12 protein-coding genes and 8 pseudogenes are annotated in these 18,394 nt (G+C 42.6%); 17 read left to right on the top strand and 3 right to left on the bottom strand.

Going from position 1 to position 18,394, the window contains the following annotated elements:
* Window positions 1–284 precede the first annotated feature (284 nt).
* A complete protein-coding gene (locus JCM21738_RS26730) occupies window positions 285–407 on the bottom strand; it encodes a hypothetical protein (RefSeq protein WP_256360196.1) in 123 nt (40 codons plus the stop codon).
* Window positions 408–516: 109 nt separating this feature from the next.
* On the opposite strand from JCM21738_RS26730, the gene JCM21738_RS12340 reads away from it, so the two are divergent.
* Window positions 517–1,200 carry a class I SAM-dependent methyltransferase gene (locus JCM21738_RS12340; protein WP_023627634.1) on the top strand — a complete coding sequence of 228 codons (684 nt, stop codon included), beginning with the start codon at window positions 517–519 and terminating at the stop codon, window positions 1,198–1,200.
* A 12-nt stretch (window positions 1,201–1,212) separates the two neighbouring features.
* Window positions 1,213–1,903 (top strand): annotated as a pseudogene (locus tag JCM21738_RS12335) (AIM24 family protein).
* A gap of 60 nt (window positions 1,904–1,963) precedes the next feature.
* On the opposite strand, the gene metA reads toward JCM21738_RS12335, so the two are convergent.
* Window positions 1,964–2,872: a homoserine O-acetyltransferase MetA gene (metA, locus tag JCM21738_RS12330; RefSeq protein WP_023627636.1), complete on the bottom strand. Its 909-nt coding sequence runs from the start codon at window positions 2,870–2,872 to the stop codon at window positions 1,964–1,966.
* 180 nt (window positions 2,873–3,052) lie between these two features.
* Between metA and JCM21738_RS12325 the strand changes: the two are divergent.
* The 15 genes and pseudogenes from JCM21738_RS12325 to JCM21738_RS25880 all read left to right on the top strand — a co-directional run bounded on the left by JCM21738_RS12325 (window position 3,053) and on the right by JCM21738_RS25880 (window position 17,745).
* Window positions 3,053–4,740, top strand: a pseudogene (locus JCM21738_RS12325) (formate--tetrahydrofolate ligase).
* A gap of 127 nt (window positions 4,741–4,867) precedes the next feature.
* Window positions 4,868–5,398 carry a hypothetical protein gene (locus JCM21738_RS12320; RefSeq protein WP_023627638.1) on the top strand — a complete coding sequence of 177 codons (531 nt, stop codon included), beginning with the start codon at window positions 4,868–4,870 and terminating at the stop codon, window positions 5,396–5,398.
* Window positions 5,399–5,614: 216 nt separating this feature from the next.
* A complete protein-coding gene (locus JCM21738_RS12315) occupies window positions 5,615–6,463 on the top strand; it encodes a DegV family protein (protein ID WP_023627639.1) in 849 nt (282 codons plus the stop codon).
* A gap of 418 nt (window positions 6,464–6,881) precedes the next feature.
* The gene (locus JCM21738_RS12310; RefSeq protein WP_023627640.1) at window positions 6,882–7,526 is read left to right on the top strand and encodes an HD domain-containing protein; all 645 of its coding nucleotides are present in this window, start codon (window positions 6,882–6,884) and stop codon (window positions 7,524–7,526) included.
* Window positions 7,523–9,405, top strand: a pseudogene (locus JCM21738_RS12305) (ABC-F family ATP-binding cassette domain-containing protein). Before JCM21738_RS12310 ends, JCM21738_RS12305 begins: the two are co-directional and overlap by 4 nt.
* A gap of 205 nt (window positions 9,406–9,610) precedes the next feature.
* Window positions 9,611–10,737: pseudogene (locus JCM21738_RS12300) on the top strand (conserved virulence factor C family protein).
* Between the two features lie 123 nt (window positions 10,738–10,860).
* Complete coding sequence (locus JCM21738_RS12295) at window positions 10,861–11,295, top strand: BrxA/BrxB family bacilliredoxin (RefSeq protein ID WP_023627643.1); 435 nt, start codon at window positions 10,861–10,863, stop codon at window positions 11,293–11,295.
* A 141-nt stretch (window positions 11,296–11,436) separates the two neighbouring features.
* Window positions 11,437–12,212, top strand: a pseudogene (locus JCM21738_RS12290) (class I SAM-dependent methyltransferase).
* Between the two features lie 411 nt (window positions 12,213–12,623).
* The gene (locus JCM21738_RS12285) at window positions 12,624–13,205 is read left to right on the top strand and encodes a YpjP family protein (protein WP_023627645.1); all 582 of its coding nucleotides are present in this window, start codon (window positions 12,624–12,626) and stop codon (window positions 13,203–13,205) included.
* Between the two features lie 178 nt (window positions 13,206–13,383).
* The gene (locus tag JCM21738_RS12280) at window positions 13,384–14,172 is read left to right on the top strand and encodes a TerC family protein (RefSeq protein ID WP_023627646.1); all 789 of its coding nucleotides are present in this window, start codon (window positions 13,384–13,386) and stop codon (window positions 14,170–14,172) included.
* 625 nt (window positions 14,173–14,797) lie between these two features.
* Window positions 14,798–14,962, top strand: coding sequence for a YceG family protein (locus tag JCM21738_RS27885; protein WP_500778550.1), 165 nt, complete (start codon window positions 14,798–14,800; stop codon window positions 14,960–14,962).
* Window positions 14,935–15,307, top strand: a pseudogene (locus JCM21738_RS27725) (toxic anion resistance protein); the annotation flags it as partial. The gene JCM21738_RS27885 and the pseudogene JCM21738_RS27725, both read left to right, overlap by 28 nt.
* Window positions 15,308–15,681: 374 nt before the next feature.
* The gene (locus JCM21738_RS12265; protein ID WP_243463008.1) at window positions 15,682–16,311 is read left to right on the top strand and encodes an anthrax toxin lethal factor-related metalloendopeptidase; all 630 of its coding nucleotides are present in this window, start codon (window positions 15,682–15,684) and stop codon (window positions 16,309–16,311) included.
* 157 nt (window positions 16,312–16,468) lie between these two features.
* Window positions 16,469–17,199 (top strand): annotated as a pseudogene (locus JCM21738_RS12260) (thymidylate synthase); the annotation flags it as partial.
* Between the two features lie 59 nt (window positions 17,200–17,258).
* Window positions 17,259–17,745, top strand: a pseudogene (locus JCM21738_RS25880) (dihydrofolate reductase).
* A gap of 290 nt (window positions 17,746–18,035) precedes the next feature.
* Here the strand turns inward: JCM21738_RS25880 and JCM21738_RS12250 are convergent.
* A complete protein-coding gene (locus JCM21738_RS12250) occupies window positions 18,036–18,257 on the bottom strand; it encodes a hypothetical protein (protein WP_023627653.1) in 222 nt (73 codons plus the stop codon).
* Window positions 18,258–18,394: the final 137 nt, after the last annotated feature.

The following is an 18,394-nucleotide window of genomic DNA, read 5'->3' as shown; positions in this document are numbered from 1 at the left end:
CCCTTATGAAAGGCGGAATCCCTGCATAAGGATACGATTAAAGCCGAATCGTGCCCTTATAGAAGGCGGAACCCCTGCATAAGGGTACGGTTGCAGCAGCCTACTTTGTCATACATAGTTTTAAGGCTTAATTTCCCTCCTTGTGTCTAAAACCAAACACCTGACATTGTCAGGTGTTTTATTCGTTCCTTAGTATATATCGGGATATTGTTCAAAGCCGGGGCCATCTGCTGAAACTAAAGAGGATGTTCCGTCTGGACCTTCATTGATATTCACTCCTGAAATTATCCCTGTGTTGGCTTCCAGCAAAGCTTTGCGGTAGGAATAATCCTTCCGCTCGATGTCTGGAAACTGATGATTTCGCCAGCGTTATTTTTATGTATGGCAACCAATTGTTCCTGTTCCAATTTAATCTCTCCTTTCACCCTCCTAGTCTTGCACTTTTTCAAGAAAAATAAACTTAAGAGGAATCTCTCTTTCTGTAACGAAATAAATAGTATAGGAATAGGTGGGCTTATGGGTACCTTCAATTGGGAAATGGAATCTGAAAAACAATGGGACAGTATGGCTGCCACGTGGAATTCCAGGAGCAGGGCTATGTGGGAAACTGGAAGCCGCAAGGATATAGTGCCTCTTATCAAGCGCTTTGTACCATCTACTTCGACGGTTTGTGATTTGGGCTGCGGAGATGGAACAGGCTCTGAGAAGCTGGCCGAAGCAGGATATGTAGTCACCGGAATCGATGTATCCGAGGAGATGCTTGAGAGGGCCAGGCTGAACCCGCGGAATGAGAACTGTAATTTCAAAAAGGGGACCCTGTCGGATTGTGGAAGCCCCGATAACCATTTTGATGCAGTTATGGCGATTAATTCAATAGAGTGGACCAACAATCCCTATGAATCGCTAAAAGAAATGGCCCGGATCCTTAAGCCAGATGGTTATGCCTGCATTGGCATCCTCGGACCAACTGCAAAGCCCAGGACATACAGCTTCAGAAGGTTGTATGGAGAAGAAGTAATCTGCAATACAATCATGCCTTGGGAGCTGGAAAAGCTAGCTCTGGAAAATGGCTGGAGTAAAGCGGGTGAGTTCGGAGTATTTAAAAAAGCGGCTGAACAGCTTCCACATGGTTCATTGCCTATAGAACTACAGCAGTCACTATCATTTATGTGGATTTTCATGTTCCAGGTTATAAAATAAGGAGGCATTATGATGAGTCGATATTCAATCGAAGAGTTTGTGAGCAACACAAAGCAGCAGGATAAAGGGGAAGGGTTATTTGAGCTGGAAACACCGAGAATGCTGGAAATCAACCTGAATGGCCAGGTATGGTCGAAAGCTGGAGCAATGGTTTCCTATCGCGGCCAGATCAAGTTTGAGCGCGAGGGAGTGCTTGAACACGGGATCGGCAAGATGTTCAAAAAGGCATTAACAGGTGAAGGTGCTTCACTAATGAAGGCAAATGGAAATGGAAAGCTTTATCTCGCTGATCAGGGAAAGAAAATATCAATTTTGCATTTGCAAAATGAAGCTATTTTCGTAAACGGCAATGACCTGCTGGCATTTGAGCTTCCATCATCTGGGATATCAAGCTGATGCGCCGGGTCTCCGGAATGCTGTCTGGAGGATTGTTCAATGTCCGTCTCGAGGGTACAGGATGGTAGCGATCACATCCCATTATGAACCGCTGACCCTGCTTGTCAGCCCTGAGAATCCGGTTTATACAGACCCGAACGCAACTGTAGCCTGGTCTGGAAATCTCCAGCCTGAATTCGTAACAGATATTTCGTTCAAAACGTTCCTTGGCCGTGGAAGCGGCGAATCCATCCAGATGAAATTCAGCGGTGAAGGCTTCGTCGTCGTCCAGCCTTTTGAAGAAGTCTATTATGCTCCGCAAGGTTAATAGAAGAGCCGGATATAGATCCGGAAATGAAGAGAGGCATCGACTCTGTCGATGCCTTTTCTAATCCCATTCATAAGGAGTTTCCTGGTATACGTAATAGTTCAGCCAATTGGAAAAGAACAGATGGGCATGGGCTCTCCAGCGGTTTGCCGGTTTTTTATCAGGATTATCCTGTGGAAAATAGTTTTCCGGCATCTCGATTTCAATGCCTTTTTTCGTATCTCTTAAGTATTCTTCAGCAAGAGTTTCAGCTTCATATTCAAGGTGGCCGGTGATCATGATTCTCCTGCTGTCTTTGCTGGAAATAATCAAGGCGCCGGCTTCATCTGATGAAGCCAACAGCTTCAACCCAGGATGATTTTGCAAGGCTTCTTCTGGAATGTCCGTATTCCGTGAATGAGGGGCAATGAATTCATCGTCGAAGCCTCTTAGAAGCATTTCACTATGGTCCAGGACTCTGTGATTAAATACTCCTGAGCATTTCCTCGGCAGGACATATTTCTTGATGCCATAGTGGTGGTATAAAGCAGCCTGTGCTCCCCAGCATATATGCAATGTGGACGTGACATTCCGCTCAGTCCAGTCGAGGATTTCCTTCAGTTCATCCCAGTAGTTTACTTCCTCGAATTCCATCAACTCTATTGGTGCACCTGTTATGATCATGCCGTCATATTTCTTTTCTTTTACTTCGGTAAAGGTTTGGTAAAACTCTTCCAGATGATATTGTGATGTATTTTTTGAATCATATGTAGCGGTTTTTAAAAATGTTATGTTCACCTGGAGTGGCGTATTTCCGAGCAGCCTGAGCAGCTGTCTTTCGGTTTTTTCTTTTTCGGGCATTAAATTCAGAATCAGTATATTCAACGGCCGAATATCCTGTTTGGCAGCACGGCTGTCATCCATGATAAAAATATTTTCTTTTTCCAGTATTTCTTTCGCTGGCAGATGCAACGGGATTTTTATTGGCAATGTGTAACCTCCCTTTATCAAACTAAAATCAATAATTTTTATTATAGTCTGAATTCTTTTGTGGAGCAATTGGCTAAAGAGGAAATTTTATGACAAATGAATATTTTTTACCTGATAGTATTTCACTGATGGTAAAATATAAAATGGTAAGCATATAGAGAATATCTGGGGGGATTGGAAATGGGTACAAATATTCATGTAAAGTCAGATATTGAAATTGCTCGTGACAGTAAAATGAAACCGATTGTTGATATTGCAGCAAGTATTGGCCTGGATGCCGATGATATTGAGCTGTTTGGCAAGTATAAAGCGAAGCTGTCTTCAGAAGCTTTGGCTAAGTTAAAAACAAAAGAAAGCGGCAAGGTCGTTCTTGTTACTGCAATTAATCCTACACCAGCTGGTGAAGGTAAATCGACTGTAACGGTCGGGCTTGCGGATGCATTGAACAAGCTTGGTAAAAAAACGATGATTGCTATGCGTGAGCCATCATTAGGACCAACGATGGGAATTAAAGGCGGAGCAACAGGCGGAGGTTTTGCGCAGGTGCTTCCGATGGAGGATATCAATCTTCACTTCACAGGGACCTGCATGCAATTACTACGGCAAATAATGCGCTGGCAGCTTTGATTGATAATCACCTGCAGCAGGGAAACAAGCTGAACATAGACCAGCGCCGAATTGTTTGGAAGCGTGCGCTGGACCTGAATGACCGTGCACTAAGAAAAGTGATCGTCGGACTTGGCGGGCCAATGCAGGGCGTTCCTCGTGAAGATGGTTTTGATATTACGGTTGCTTCAGAGATCATGGCTGTACTTTGTCTTGCAAGCGATCTTAAGGATTTAAAACTCCGTCTTTCAAGGATGGTTGTTGCTTATAACTATGACAAGCAGCCTGTTACTGTGGGTGACCTGGGAGTAGAAGGGGCTTTGACTTTATTATTGAAGGAAGCAGTAAAGCCTAACCTTGTCCAAACGATTGAACATACCCCGGCGTTGATCCATGGCGGTCCATTTGCGAATATCGCACATGGCTGTAACAGTGTCATCGCGACCGAGGCTGCGTCCAAGCTTGCGGATTTTGTCGTTACAGAAGCAGGATTCGGTGCTGATCTTGGGGCTGAAAAGTTTCTGAACATCAAAGCAAGAACTGAAGGAATAGATCCTTCGGCTGTTGTTATTGTGGCTACCATACGTGCACTGAAAATGCATGGAGGAATGAAGAAAACGGAATTGGTAAACGAAGATGTGAAAGCATTAAGAGATGGTTTTACGAACCTGAAAAAGCATGTTGAGACAATTGCCAGCTTTGGCTTGCCATATGTAGTTGCCATTAACCGATTCATTACTGATACAGAGCTTGAAACCAACACATTAAAAGAAATGTGTGAGAATGCTGGGATTCCGGTTGCCCTGACGGAAGTTTGGGAAAAGGGCGGCGCCGGCGGAGTGGAGCTTGCAGAGAAACTTCTTGATGTCATCGAAAAAAGCGAAAACACATTTGCCCACCTTTATGACTTATCCGATTCACTGGAGGATAAAATCAAGACGATTGCCCGTCAGGTTTATGGTGCGGATGGAGTCGAGTTTTCACCGAAAGCTAAGAAGCAGCTGATTGACTTTGAAGGATTTGGCTGGGGTGTGCTGCCAGTCTGTATGGCCAAAACACAATATTCATTGTCTGATGATCCGGAAAAACTTGGAAGGCCATCAGGCTTCACTATAACAGTCAGGGAACTTAAGCCGTCAGTAGGTGCGGGATTCATCGTCGCATTGACAGGTGAAGTCATGACAATGCCAGGCTTGCCGAAGCTTCCGGCAGCATTGAATATGGATGTTGATGAAGAAGGCAACGCTGTTGGATTGTTCTAAGTGAAAATTAGCATGGCCAGTCCTTTCAGGCATAGTGGTAACATGAAAGTGACTTTCATGGAATGTTACACGCTGTGAGATGGGGCTGGCTATATTTCGTTATTGTTTTTAAAAGGAGTGGAAGCTTTTGTTTGACCCGACAGCTTATGAAAACATCAAAGTCGTAATAGAAGGCGATATATATGACAGGGATTTGAGCGGAGAAATTATTGTGATTGACCGCAATGACTGGATTAATGCCGCCAAGCTGTCGCGTAAATATGAAATTTCATTCACTAAAACAGGTTATCAACCGGATCTTTTATCGGCAATGATGACCATTGAGGCCGGATTGGAGAACCTCTCGGCGGAGCTATTGGAAAGTGTGAAAGCCAAACAGCTTGCAGGGTGTAAAGTGAATATTTCTTTCTCACTTCATCATAAAAATGAAATGGTTGTTTTTAAGGAAGTTCATAGATGGCTTGAGGAAATATGGGGAAGAGATCGTGCGATAGTGCAAACCGCCTTGCTTGACCCATTGGGAGATAAACCAACGATCAAAAGCCATGTGCAGGTTTCCTTCAACCGTCTTATTTATGAAGAACAGATTGACGACTTATCAGAAATGGTCGATTATATGATAGCTTCACTGGAAAAAATCAAAAAAATTATTGAGTGAATAATAATTCCTGTCTCCGAGGCAGGAATTTCTGTGTTGTTTTCAGAATAGTCTATTAACAAGTTAAAAATAAATATAGACTATAATAGTTCTATTTGTGAGGAAGTACCCGATGATATGTATAAGCATTTCCGTCCTTTAGTAAAGGGAAATTGGAATGTTTGTAAAAACCATGGTGTTTAATAGAACTGAAAAATCGAAATAGGAGGAGATTGTTTGGAGAAAATCGCCTGGGTTACTGATAGTACAGCCTATCTGGATGAGGAGTTAAAGAACCATCCTGATGTATATCAAGTACCAATGACCATTGTATTGGATGATGTTGAGTACCTGGATGGAAAGGATCTTACAGCAGAAGAATTATATGAAAGATTAAAAACAGTGAAAACGCCGCCGAAAACCTCCCAGCCCCCTGCGGGCGTATTTATGGAACTATATAATAAGCTTGAAAAAGATTATGACATCGTATTCTCAGTCCTGATCTCTTCCAAGCTGAGCGGAACAGTGGCCTCTAGTGTACAGGCTGCAAAAGATGTTAATATTCCCGTCATAACTTTTGATTCGAAAATTCTCACATATCCTTTGACGTCTCTATTAAAAAAAGGAATAGCATTAGCTGAACAGGGAGCATCAATCGAGGAAATCAAGGAGAAGCTGGAAATCATCCGTGAGTCAAATGAAACCTATGTCATGATCGGGAGCCTTGAACAGCTTCATCGAAGCGGACGTATGTCAGGTATGCAATTCTATCTTGGAAGCATGCTAAATATCAAACCTATCATCAGTATTGAAGATGGCGCTCTAAATACAAAGGAAAAGGTCCGCAGCGATAAAAAAGCGCGAGAGAAAATATTCGATTATTTGAAAGAATCCCATGATAAATATGGTATAAGAGAAGTGTACATTCTATACGGCCTCCATAAAGAGGTTGCCGACGAATGGCAAAGCCAGCTTGAAGCAAAATTCTCCGACATCCGTTTCCTTAGCTGCCCAATTGGAGCCGTCATCGGTGTACATGCTGGTGAACATACAATCGGGATCAGCTGGAATAACGCAGATGCATAAGTGCCAATCTTGGCACTTTTTCTTTTGGTCCGGCAAAAAAGATCCAATCGACTTACTTCGGTAATTTATAGAGAATGTTTGGATAGTAAGCCTCTAACGGACAAACAGAGAGCAAACTGTGTGAGAAGTGTCCGATAGAACGCCTCTAACGGACAAACTGAGAGCAGAATGTGGTGGAAGTGTCCGATAGAACGCCTCTAACGGACAAACTGAGAGCAGAATCTGGGGAAAGTGTCCAATAGAAGATCTCTAACGGACAAACAAAGAGAAGAACCCGGAGAAAGTGTCCGATAGACAGGCTGCTATTAAAAAAAGGTAAAAGTACAGGCTGCATTTTACGCATCCTAATAATATTTATCCAGCTATCTCTCATCACTTTATATGGTAAAATGAGTTCGGTAGGAAAGTAGGTGCGCATATGAGAGATAATATTGCAATGGCAGAGGAATTTGTTAAAACTGAGCTTGGCAAAGATTCTTCGGGACATGACTGGCACCATATTGACAGGGTCAGGAAGAATGCCCGGCTTATATGGAGCAAAGAACAGCAGGGTGATTGGTTCATTATTGAAATGGCGGCCTTGCTCCACGACATTCCAGATGATAAATTGAATGAATCGGAAGAAGCCGGATGGTTGAAACTTGATTCATTTTTACAAAGCATACAATTAGACAGCGAAACTAGCTCGAGGATAAGGAGTTGCATCGAAACAGTTTCCTATAAAGGCGGCAGGATGATTGAGCTCGATAGTATCGAGGCTGAGATTGTGCAGGATGCTGACCGGCTTGATGCTCTAGGTGCTATTGGGATTGCCAGGACATTTGCATTCGGTGGAAAGAAAGGGCACCCGATTTACGAACCTGACCTGAATATCAGGGGAGAAATGACGCTGGCGGAGTACAGGAATGGCGACAGCTCCTCGGTCAATCACTTCTACGAGAAGCTTTTGAAGCTGAAGGTTAAAATGAATACAGATCATGCGAGACAACTTGCTGAGGAAAGACACCAATTCATGGAGACTTTCCTGGATCAATTTTACAGTGAATGGAATGGTAAGGCATGAAAATGATCACGATCGAAAACGTGACGAAAACATACGGAGAAAAAGAGCTTTTTAATGGGATTTCTTTTACAATCGGCGAGCGTGAAAGAGTCGGTTTACTCGGTGTGAACGGAACAGGGAAATCTTCATTACTCAAAATCGTGGCGGGCATCGACCAGCCGGATTCTGGCGATATTATTTTTGCCAAAGACTATAAAATTTCATTTTTATCCCAACAGCCTGAGATGGAACATGACAAAACGGTTCTTGATCAGGTTTTCAGCGGTGACGCTCCAATCTTGAAGCTGATGAGAGATTATGAGATTATTCTCTCTGAATTGGGTAAAAAACCTGATGATCCAGGACTTCAGGAAAGATTTTATGACTTGCAGCGGAAAATGGATAGTTCTGACGGCTGGGATGCGAATACTGCAGCCAAATCCATACTCATGCAGCTAGGAATTTCGGACTTCACCAAAAAAATGGGCGAGCTATCCGGCGGACAGAAGAAGCGTGTCGCACTCGCTCAGGTTTTGATTGAATCTCCGGATTTGCTGATTCTGGATGAGCCCACAAACCATCTTGATTATGAGACGGTAAAATGGCTTGAAGACTATCTATCCAGATATTCAGGGTCACTTCTGCTCGTTACCCATGACCGTTATTTCCTTGACAGAGTGACGAACAGGATTTTTGAACTTGATGGTGGAAGTCTTTATAGCTATAAAGGCAACTATGCCAGCTTTCTTGAAGCCAAGGCAATCCGAGAGGAAAATGAAGCCGCAACACTTGAAAAGAAAAAGAATTTGTTCAGGCAGGAACTTGAATGGATCCGGCGCGGGGCTAAGGCGAGGACAACCAAACAGAAGGCTCGCATCCAGCGTTTTGACAAACTGGATGATGAAGTGTCTAATGTGAAGTCTTCTGAAAAACTCGACATCTCTTTGAGTGGCAGCAGGCTGGGCAAACAGGTGCTTGAACTGAAGGATGCAACAAAAAATACGAAGATAAAGTAATTCTAGATCACTTCAATCTTCTTGTGAAACCTGGGGACAGGCTGGGAATCATCGGCCGCAATGGAACAGGGAAATCGACTTTGCTGAATATCCTCGCAGGCAGGATCATGCTTGATGACGGTGAAATCATCACCGGACAAACCGTGAAAATCGCTTACTATACTCAAGAAAATGAGGATATGGACGAAAATAAGCGGGTGATTGAATACCTTAAAGAGACAGCAGAGATCGTCCAAACTACTGATGGCAAGACAATTTCAGCTGCACAAATGCTCGAGAGATTTCTGTTCCTGCCTTATGCACATGGAACTCCAATCAGGAAGCTTTCCGGAGGCGAGAAGCGCAGACTCTATTTATTAAAGCTGTTAATGGAGGAACCCAACGTTCTGTTGCTGGATGAGCCAACCAATGATTTGGACACACAGACATTAACTGTATTGGAAGATTACCTGGAAGACTTCCCTGGTGTCGTCATCTCGGTATCCCATGACCGTTACTTCCTTGATAAGGTCGTTGATTTGCTGCTTGTACTGGAAGGTAATGGACAGACAGACCTGCATTACGGCAATTACTCAGAATACCTTGAAAAGCGGCCGGAAATTGAATCTGCTCCTACAGTGCCAAAGAAGGAAAAGGTAGAGCAGACAGAAAAACCGAAGAAAAAGAAACTGAGCTTCAAGGAGCAAAAAGAATGGGCAGAAATTGAGGATAAGATTGCTGGTACAGAAGCCCGCCTTGAAGAAGTGCAGACAGAAATGGCCAGTATCGGGAGTGATTTTGAAAAAGGCCAGGCACTGGTGAATGAAGAGAAAGAGTTGAATGAGCAGCTAGAGTACCTAATTGAAAGGTGGAGCTATTTATCCGAGCTCGCCGAAAACGAATAAGACCTGGGATTCCAGGTCTTATTTTTTATCACTCAAAAAGACTTCCTGCCCTGACTATATAGTGCAACTTCGGACAGGTTCAAGGGAAAAAGCACAAAAGCTGTCAGAACCTAGTGGGCCTTCTGTGTGAAGGGCTTCGAAATGCTATCTATTCTCCACTATGTTAAAATGGCATCATTCCTGAAAAATATAAAGGGGTGGGAATGTGAAAATTGTATCAATTGAACCAACGCCAAGCCCGAATACGATGAAGATCAATCTGGATGAGGAACTTCCTATGGGCAAGAGCAATAACTATAAAAAGGACTCAGCGGCCGGGGCACCCGAAGTCGTTGTGAACATACTGAAGATTGAAGGGGTAAAAGGGGTTTACCATGTTGCAGATTTCCTGGCAGTCGAAAGGAATGCAAAATATGATTGGAAGGTAATCCTTCCTGAGGTCAGGAAAGCGTTCGGAGAAGATGCAGAAGAATCAAATGATGCACCTGAAATCAATGAGCATTTTGGGGAAGTAAAAGTCCTTGTGCAGGTATATAAGGGAATTCCCATGCAGGTGAAGCTGACTGATGGCACGGAAGAGAAGCGGTTTGGACTGCCAGAATCTTTCGTGACAAAGGTAGGTGAGGTACAGACTCCCGAGGATAACGTTGTGATGGTCCGCCGGTGGAAGGAACTTGGAGTCCGTTATGGAGATTTCGATCAGGTAGGAAATGATGTTGTCGAAGAGCTTTTGGCTGCATATCCTCCTAAGAGGCTAGAGGAGCTCGTTCAGCTGGCTAAAAATCCTGGCCAGGAAGCTCAGATTAAAGCAGCAAAGAAAAAAATCAAGATTACAGAAGCGGACTTGGAAAATCCGGATTGGCGGATCAGATACCAGCTTCTTGAGCAAATGGAAGATCCCTCTATAGAGGACCTGCCGGTGCTTGAAAAAGCCTTACAAGATGAGAAAGCATCTATACGCCGTTTAGCCACCGTTTACTTAGGGATGATTGAGGACAAAAAGGTTCTGCTATTGCTGTACAAAGCTCTAAATGACAAAACTGTTACTGTTCGCAGGACAGCAGGTGACTGCTTATCTGACCTTGGTTATTCGGAAGCAATGGATGAAATGATTGAATCCCTAAAGGACCCAAGCAAGCTTGTCCGCTGGAGGGCGGCGATGTTCCTGTACGAAGTTGGAGATGAAAGGGCACTGTCTGCGTTAAAGGGTGCTGAAGACGATCCAGAATTCGAAGTAAGCATGCAGGTGAAATTAGCGATTGCCCGTATTGAGCATGGCGAGGAAGCTAAGGCTCAGTCTGGAAACAAATGACGGAAGCCAGAAAACAATAGTGGCGTTAGAGAAACATTCTGATTGTTCATCACATAAGACAGGTGATACGTTCTTTTATTGCCTTTAGCCTTAAAAATATAGTATGCTAACACTGCAAACTATCGTTTGGGAGGGAATTATTTATGTCAATGGCATATGAGGAATATATGAGACAAATGGTAAAGCCGATGCGTGAGGAATTGACACGTGCTGGTTTCAAGGAATTGCTTACTGCGGATGAAGTGGAAGATTTCATGGAAAATGCGGAAGGAACAACGCTTGTCGTAGTTAACTCTGTTTGTGGCTGTGCTGCTGGTCTCGCTCGTCCGTCAGCAACTCAAGCAGTCTTAAGAAATGAGAAAAAACCAGATCATCTTGTGACTGTGTTTGCTGGTCAGGACAAGGAAGCAACTGCAAAAATGCGTGAGTACTTCACTGATCTTGAGCCTTCTTCACCTTCAATGGCATTATTAAAAGGCAAAGAAGTCGTTCATTTCATTCCACGCCATGATATCGAAGGACAGCCAATGGAAGCAATCATGGATAACTTAACATCTGCCTTTGATTCTCATTGCTAGGCACTGATTGGTTTTAACAAAGGGAAATTTAATGAATAGCTTTAAAGAGCATTAGAGTAAACACTGCGAAGCAAAAGTTTGAAAGGATGTCTACGGACGTCCTTTTCTTTGTATTCGAATTAGTGTCTGGGGGTGTTAGGTTTGTTTGTGACAACAGCAGGCAGGACAAATGAGAATATGACAGCTGAAGCAAGAGCCATAGCCTTTGAGCTCAAAATGGATTTCGTACCAAGGAAAAAGAGGTCAGTATCGGCAATCCAGGAAATCGTGAAGGATGACTGCCTGGTAGTTGGCAAAGACCGGCTTGAGCTTTTTCCGCTGGGAGCTGCAGAACCTTTCTTTTTTCACCCGAATTCCGCTATGTTCCGAATCAAAAGATTAATGAAAGGCGAAAGCGATCCTCTCACAGATGCAGCAAAACTGCAGGAAGGATGAGTTTTCTTGACTGTTCACTCGGCCTTGGTTCAGATAGTATCGTAGCTAGCTTCATTGTAGGTGAGTCGGGTTCTGTTACAGGAATAGAAGCAAGACCAGAGCTTGCATATTTAGTCAAAACTGGACTCAAGGAATGGGATTCAGGAATAGAAGCCATTAATAAGGCTATGGACAAAATAGAAGTGCTGCAAGGGTATTCACTGGAGTTCCTCGAGGCAAAAGAAGACAACAGCGTAGATTGTGTATATTTTGACCCGATGTTCGATGAATCGATATTAGAGTCAGATGGAATCAGGGGACTGACCCACTTCGCTGTATACGATGGACTCTCACAAGAACTCATTGAACATGCATACCGTGTCGCCAGGAAACGAGTAGTCTTGAAAGACCATTTCAGAAGCAGCCGATTTGATGATTTTGGTTTCGAAGTATACAGAAGAAAAACTGCAAAATTCCATTTTGGAGTCATAGAAAAAGAATGAGGCCAGACCTCATTCTTTTTCTATGTACCATACAATCGTCTGCAGAAGTATTTTTTTTTGACGGACAATAAAGAAGTGATTACTGTCCGTTCATTCATTTTCCTATTTAATCCGCAATTGCCAAATAGACAAAATAAGCAAGCGTAATTAGGCTGACTGCAACAGCGACCCACTCCATACTTATGACCTCCCTTTTTAACTTTAATTAAAGCCTCTAATATTTCCTTATTACCATTTTTGAAAAATCTGAAACCCTTTGCCCAATTTCACGTATAAACAAGTTATAATAATCCTAAGCATATTTATTTATTATGACCAATTTAGGTTGTTACTACACACGTATATATTTAACTTAGACAGATTGATATTTTCACAGATAATTATTCCTATTTACATAAGGATGTGATCAACATGCCCGCATGGCTGCGCAAATCGCTTGTTGTCATAATCTCCATGGTTACATTTGGGATGGTGTCTCCTGCCCAGGTGAATGGGTTTCTGACAACTACAACAGAAAGATCTGAAAAATCGACCGCCGCTGAAACAAGTTTCGCTGATTCGCTCGATGTCCCTTTAGATGAGGAATTGGAGAGGGAGATGTTCATACATAGGACAATGATGGAAGCCGAACAACAATCTTTTCAGAAATTCGGTGCGAAAATTGGACCTGTGATTGAAGATGAATTCAGGCAAACTATTTTGCCGAACATAGAAAAGGCAATCGAAAAGGTAGCTTTCCAGTTTCCCGGAGAAAAGCTGACATCTCTCCGTATCACGGAAGTACCTGGTGGTGGTGAGTCTGAAAAAATATTCCATATAATCGGGGATAATGGGAAGGATATTATCCGGTTTCACGTCAGGAGGGACCAGCCGCCGAAGGATGGTTTCTGGTTTAATTTCCATTACCACACTTATCAGGATAACTTCCAGACCCATTATGAGCTAGGGAAAATATTCTGGGCGAAAAATACTCCGCCTAAATGGAAAAGTTGAGGATTACCTTCAGAGAAACTGCTGTGTTGAACAATAAAGCAAGCAAAAATCCCATTTATTTTGGCTGATTTAGGACTTAAATTGAGTAAAATGAAATAAGTTTTTATAGAGGCCCGGCTAATGCTGGGTTTTTCTATACAATTCCTAAGAACCAAAAAAAATGGGAGGGTCATCTAGAATGGCAGACATACTACAAGGGTTTGTTGATACTTATGTCCAGTTTTTCAATTGGGATATGTGGGTTGAGGTTTTAACTGATCCTGTCAGCTGGGGATTAATCGGGACACTCGTTATCCTTGAAGGGCTTTTATCTGCTGACAACGCTTTAGTGCTGGCAGTGATGGTAAAACACTTGCCCGAAAAACAGAGGAAAAGAGCGTTGTTCTATGGATTGCTTGGCGCATACGCCTTCAGGTTCATCGCAATTGGTATAGGTGTTTATTTAATCGAGTTCTGGTGGGTGAAGGTTCTTGGCGCTGGTTATCTGGCCTGGCTGGCAATTAAATACTTTATCGAAAAGAAAAAAGGTGAAAGTCAGGATAGCGGGGAAGTCGCAGGAATCAATCAGAGCGGCCTGCTGATCCGGTTGTTTGGTACATTTTGGGGTACGGTTGCTGCAGTGGAATTAATGGATATCGCATTCTCTGTGGACAGTGTCCTTGCGGCTTTGGGTGTCAGCGAAGAAGTGTGGGTCCTGCTTCTTGGCGGTATGTTCGGTGTCTTGATGATGCGAGGAGTTGCAGGGGTATTTCTTAGATTGATTGAAAAGATCCCTGAACTTGAGACGACTGCCTACATCCTGATTTTTATCATATCTGCAAAAATGTTTGCTGGTGTCTTTGGCATCCATATAGAACATGCCCATTTCTTTATTCTGTTGCTGATTACTTTTACGGCAACATTTGTCGTCCACTATTTGAACAAGAAAAAAGCTGAAGCAAGTGAGCAGCAAAAGAATGTGCAATAATGGAACCCAGGAACAGATACAGGTCTGTTCCTTTTTTTATTTTCCTAACTCGCACATAAATCCTACTCCTCCTGATATTCGGTGATTTCTCTTACCGCCCTTTTTACAAACAAGAATAAGCAAGCAAATGATGCATATATGAGTAAAAAGGTGGCTGTGAAGTGGAGTAAAGGGGAGGCTGCCGGAATGATTAAGATGGTGAAAATAAGTGAATAGAATAATAGATCCACTAAAACAAGATGACCCGAACACATAGCCTGGATGACCTTCCGTAATTCCAATCGCAAATCCTCAATAGGCTCTCTTTTAAAAATAAATCGCATGTGAATTCACCTTCCAGTTTTAAGTATTCATCTATATGCATGGACAGGATTAAAGGTGAAATTCAGGATTTATGAACTTCTTGAAACTTTTGATAATGTATTCCGTACTGCTATTACAAGCCAAAAAGGTGTTTCATTATTTATGTTATGATAATGAGTATTATCAGACAATTTAAATCATTATTTTAGATAATCGTCTTAAGCGGGTAGTGATTCTATGTATTCACCAACGAACCAATTAATAATACAACAATTGCCTGTTACATATGACAACTGGTTGGAGCTGATCATGACTCCGGCAAGTGAGCGCCCATTTTACAAAAAAAGATGGTGTTTTCATACATATCGGCCAAGTCAATGCCAGATTTATCGGGATTCCGCATGATGAAGTTGAGTATTATAACCAATTGTATGAATATGTTCATTCAAAAGGGCTAATCTTCCGCAACTTGAACAAGACGTTTTGAATGGTGATCAAATGTCTTCAATGAAACTAGATTCACTTCGCAATGCGATTGAGCTTCTTGAACAAAGAATCTATGACCTTGGAATGGCGAAAGTGGTTGCACTGCAGACTGCACCTCAAATAAAGTTGCTTCAGCGAGGAAACGCCAAGCTGATCGGCAAAATTAACTCGGTTGTGTTATAGGTAAAGAACTGTAAAAAGGAAAAATATGGTGGCTGAATCAATGAAAGAGCTCGACCGGCGCACGAATGAAGTGATGATCAGGAATGCCAAGAACATTGCTGGACAAAGTGTTGATATAGCCCGACTATCAGGTACCACAGGCATCAAGATTGAGACGATTGAAGAATGCCTTCATTTGACTTCATTGGGCGGACCGAAGCGACTCGAGGGGCTAGGCGCTGGAGCTGAGAACGACTTCACTGGTCGGCCCTCCAGCGCTTGTCGGGGCTGAACGAGGAGCTTGCGCTTTTTGTTCAGCGCAGAAATGCAGGGGAATTCTTTTCCACCTTCCTGAATTTCTCAGCCAGCAGGCAAGCGATCATATGTTATAATTTAATAGAATAATATAGACAATTCCCCTCGAAAATTACATTCCATCAACCCTAAAGGCATCTTCGGAAATACACTTCAGGAAAGGGGATAATAAATGCGAAGGGTTTTTCAAATATTCCTTGTTATCGTACTTTCCTTCACACTTCTAGGCAGTTCCAATGCAATATGGACGGCATTTTTCTATATGAGTATCCTAAACAATCCCTGCTATATGAATCCCTGAAGCCGGAAAACGTCCGTCTTGCCGGTAAGTTGATTGTTCTGCCAGAAAATGACTTTGATCAAAGTGAAGCAGCGCAGATTATTAACAGGCTTATGCTCCTTCCTGAAAGCATGATTATTAAAGCGGTAGACAGCAATATTAAAGTGAAGTTATTTGAAGGGAGTTTGACGGATAATCCAAGTGCAAGCCACCTGAAGGGGATTGTTCCGCGAGGTTATACATCTAAAAAGACCTGGGATCAGGTCCCAGGGATCGGGGGTTCAAGGACCGTCCTTGTGAAAATTGGCAGCAGTGAGAAAGGGAAGGGCCATGGATCTGTAAACCTCGAGTTGCATGAACTCGCACATTCTCTTGACCGCCACGTTTATGATGGAATCAGGCATGAAGAAAGATTTTTGAAAATCTGGAAGCATGAAAGCCGGCTGCTCTTTCCTGGCCGTGCCTATTTCCTTGATTATCCTGAGGAATACTTTGCAGAAAGCTTTGCGATGTTCTATATTGGCGGACTCCCAGCAAAATTGCTTAAGGAAGCTGCACCGCAAACCTATCAATATATCGAAGGCCTTAAGTAGGCCTTTTTTGCCATTCTGGTGCATTCATGCAGGAAATATGGAATCCCGTAGCAAAGTAATAAGAGAATTCAAAATAAGGATATATCTTTCCACCATTGTTGATTTATTTGCTAAAATAAGAAAAAGAAATCGAACGTTTTGAAGGGCAGGGAAATTCATGAAACAATATCTAGAACTTTGCGAGCATGTCTTGAATACTGGTGTGAAAAAAGAGGATCGGACGGGTACTGGCACCATCAGTACTTTCGGCTATCAAATGCGCTTCAACCTACAGGATGGATTTCCGCTGCTAACAACAAAAAAGCTTCATTTAAGATCAATCATCCATGAACTTCTTTGGTTCCTGAATGGAGATACGAACGTGAAGTACCTGCAGGAAAATGGGGTGCGCATCTGGAATGAATGGGCAGATGAAAAAGGAGAACTAGGCCCGGTCTATGGCAGCCAATGGCGATCATGGACAGGTGCAAATGGAGAAACGGTAGACCAGATTTCAGAATTGATTCAGACAATTAAAACTAATCCTGATTCGAGAAGGATGATTGTCAATGCCTGGAACGTTGCTGAAATCGATAAAATGGCCTTGCTCCATGTCATTGTATGTTTCAGTTTTATGTAGCTGATGGCAAGCTTTCCTGCCAGCTGTACCAGAGATCCGCTGATGTCTTCCTGGGCGTGCCATTCAACATCGCTTCCTATGCTCTGCTGACCTTGATGGTCGCTCATGTATGTGATCTTGAGCCAGGTGAGTTCGTTCATACTTTCGGAGATACCCATATTTACTCGAACCACGTGGAGCAGGTTAAACTGCAGCTTACCCGGGATCCTAAGCCATTGCCGCAAATAAAAATCAACCCTGAGGTCAAATCAATATTTGATTTTAAATATGAAGACTTCGAGCTGGTCAATTATGAAGCGCATCCTCATATAAAAGGGGTTGTCAGTGTATGATATCACTAATTTGGGCAATGGATGAAAACCGAGTCATCGGATACCATAACCAGCTCCCGTGGAGACTTCCGGAGGACCTGAAGTTCTTTAAGCGTGTGACGATGGGACATCCGATTGCATGGGAAGGAAAACATATGAATCAATCGGAAAGCCTCTCCCAGGCAGAGAAAATATCGTTATTACTCGTGATGAAAATTACGGTCCAGAGGCTGTACTGTGATCCATTCAATTGAGGAAATGTTAGCCTATGCCATTGAGAACAAATCTGAAGAAATTTTCGTCATCGGCGGTGCGGAAATATTCAAAGAAGTCCTTCATCATGCAGACAAGCTGTATCTTACGATGATCCATCATCAGTTTGAAGGAGATACGTTTTTCCCAGTGTTCGACATTGATAAATGGGAGCTTGAGTCAAGGGAAATCGGACTCACGGATGAAAAAAATCCCTATGATTATGAGTTTTTGATTTATAAGCGGAAGTAATGCCGAGCAGTCTAAAAATGGGCTGCTTTTTTCACTTTCTTATAAAATTGAAAAAAACGGCCGTCTTGTCAAACCTGCAAAAATAAAAGTCATTATAAGTCCTCCGGTACACAGCAGGCAATATAAGGATAAGATTTAACTTCACTTGCCGAAGAAATTAGAGACGTGATCATCCAGTCTCGGAATGCTAAAAGGATTGCCTTATAATATTTCTGTAAATGACAACAGCCCATGCATGATCGCAGGGGCTGTTCGTTTTTTAGAAAATCTGGCTGGATGATGTTATGGAGTTATTCGAATTGTGCAAGGCTATTCATCATTTGGGTGAATTCTGCAGGAATGCAAAAATCCTCAGGCTTGAAGTTGTCTCGGATCCATTTCACCATTTCCAAGGGACTATTGAAATACTCTCCGCTTGTATCACTTTTGCGAATCATGTAGCGGCCGTTGTCCTCATCAAGTGTAACCTCCACCGGCAATGCCCCGTCATAACTGTTTAATGAAAATTCCATTTCTCATTTCCCTCCAGCGTAATTTCCGTTATTATATGTTATTTTACTACCATTATATTCAACTTGAAAGCCTAAAATTAAATATTTAAAAATTTAACTGATATTGTGATATTTCATGTTATAATGGAAAAATTAAT

Origin of the sequence: Mesobacillus boroniphilus JCM 21738 (assembly GCF_000517385.1) — a bacterium.
GTDB classification, from domain to species: domain Bacteria; phylum Bacillota; class Bacilli; order Bacillales; family Cytobacillaceae; genus Mesobacillus; species Mesobacillus boroniphilus.
Note: the sequence above shows the minus strand (reverse complement) of the source record. Positions and strands in the feature narration are given on the sequence as shown.

Bases quoted from the DNA above. Each gene is read 5' to 3' on its own strand.
- JCM21738_RS12250 (WP_023627653.1), bottom strand. From the start codon at position 18,257: ATGGAATTTTCATTAAACAGTTATGACGGGGCATTGCCGGTGGAGGTT.
- JCM21738_RS12310 (WP_023627640.1), top strand. From the start codon at position 6,882: ATGAGAGATAATATTGCAATGGCAGAGGAATTTGTTAAAACTGAGCTT.
- JCM21738_RS12340 (WP_023627634.1), top strand. From the start codon at position 517: ATGGGTACCTTCAATTGGGAAATGGAATCTGAAAAACAATGGGACAGT.
- JCM21738_RS12295 (WP_023627643.1), top strand. From the start codon at position 10,861: ATGTCAATGGCATATGAGGAATATATGAGACAAATGGTAAAGCCGATG.
- JCM21738_RS12265 (WP_243463008.1), top strand. From the start codon at position 15,682: ATGGACGGCATTTTTCTATATGAGTATCCTAAACAATCCCTGCTATAT.
- JCM21738_RS12280 (WP_023627646.1), top strand. From the start codon at position 13,384: ATGGCAGACATACTACAAGGGTTTGTTGATACTTATGTCCAGTTTTTC.
- JCM21738_RS12285 (WP_023627645.1), top strand. From the start codon at position 12,624: ATGCCCGCATGGCTGCGCAAATCGCTTGTTGTCATAATCTCCATGGTT.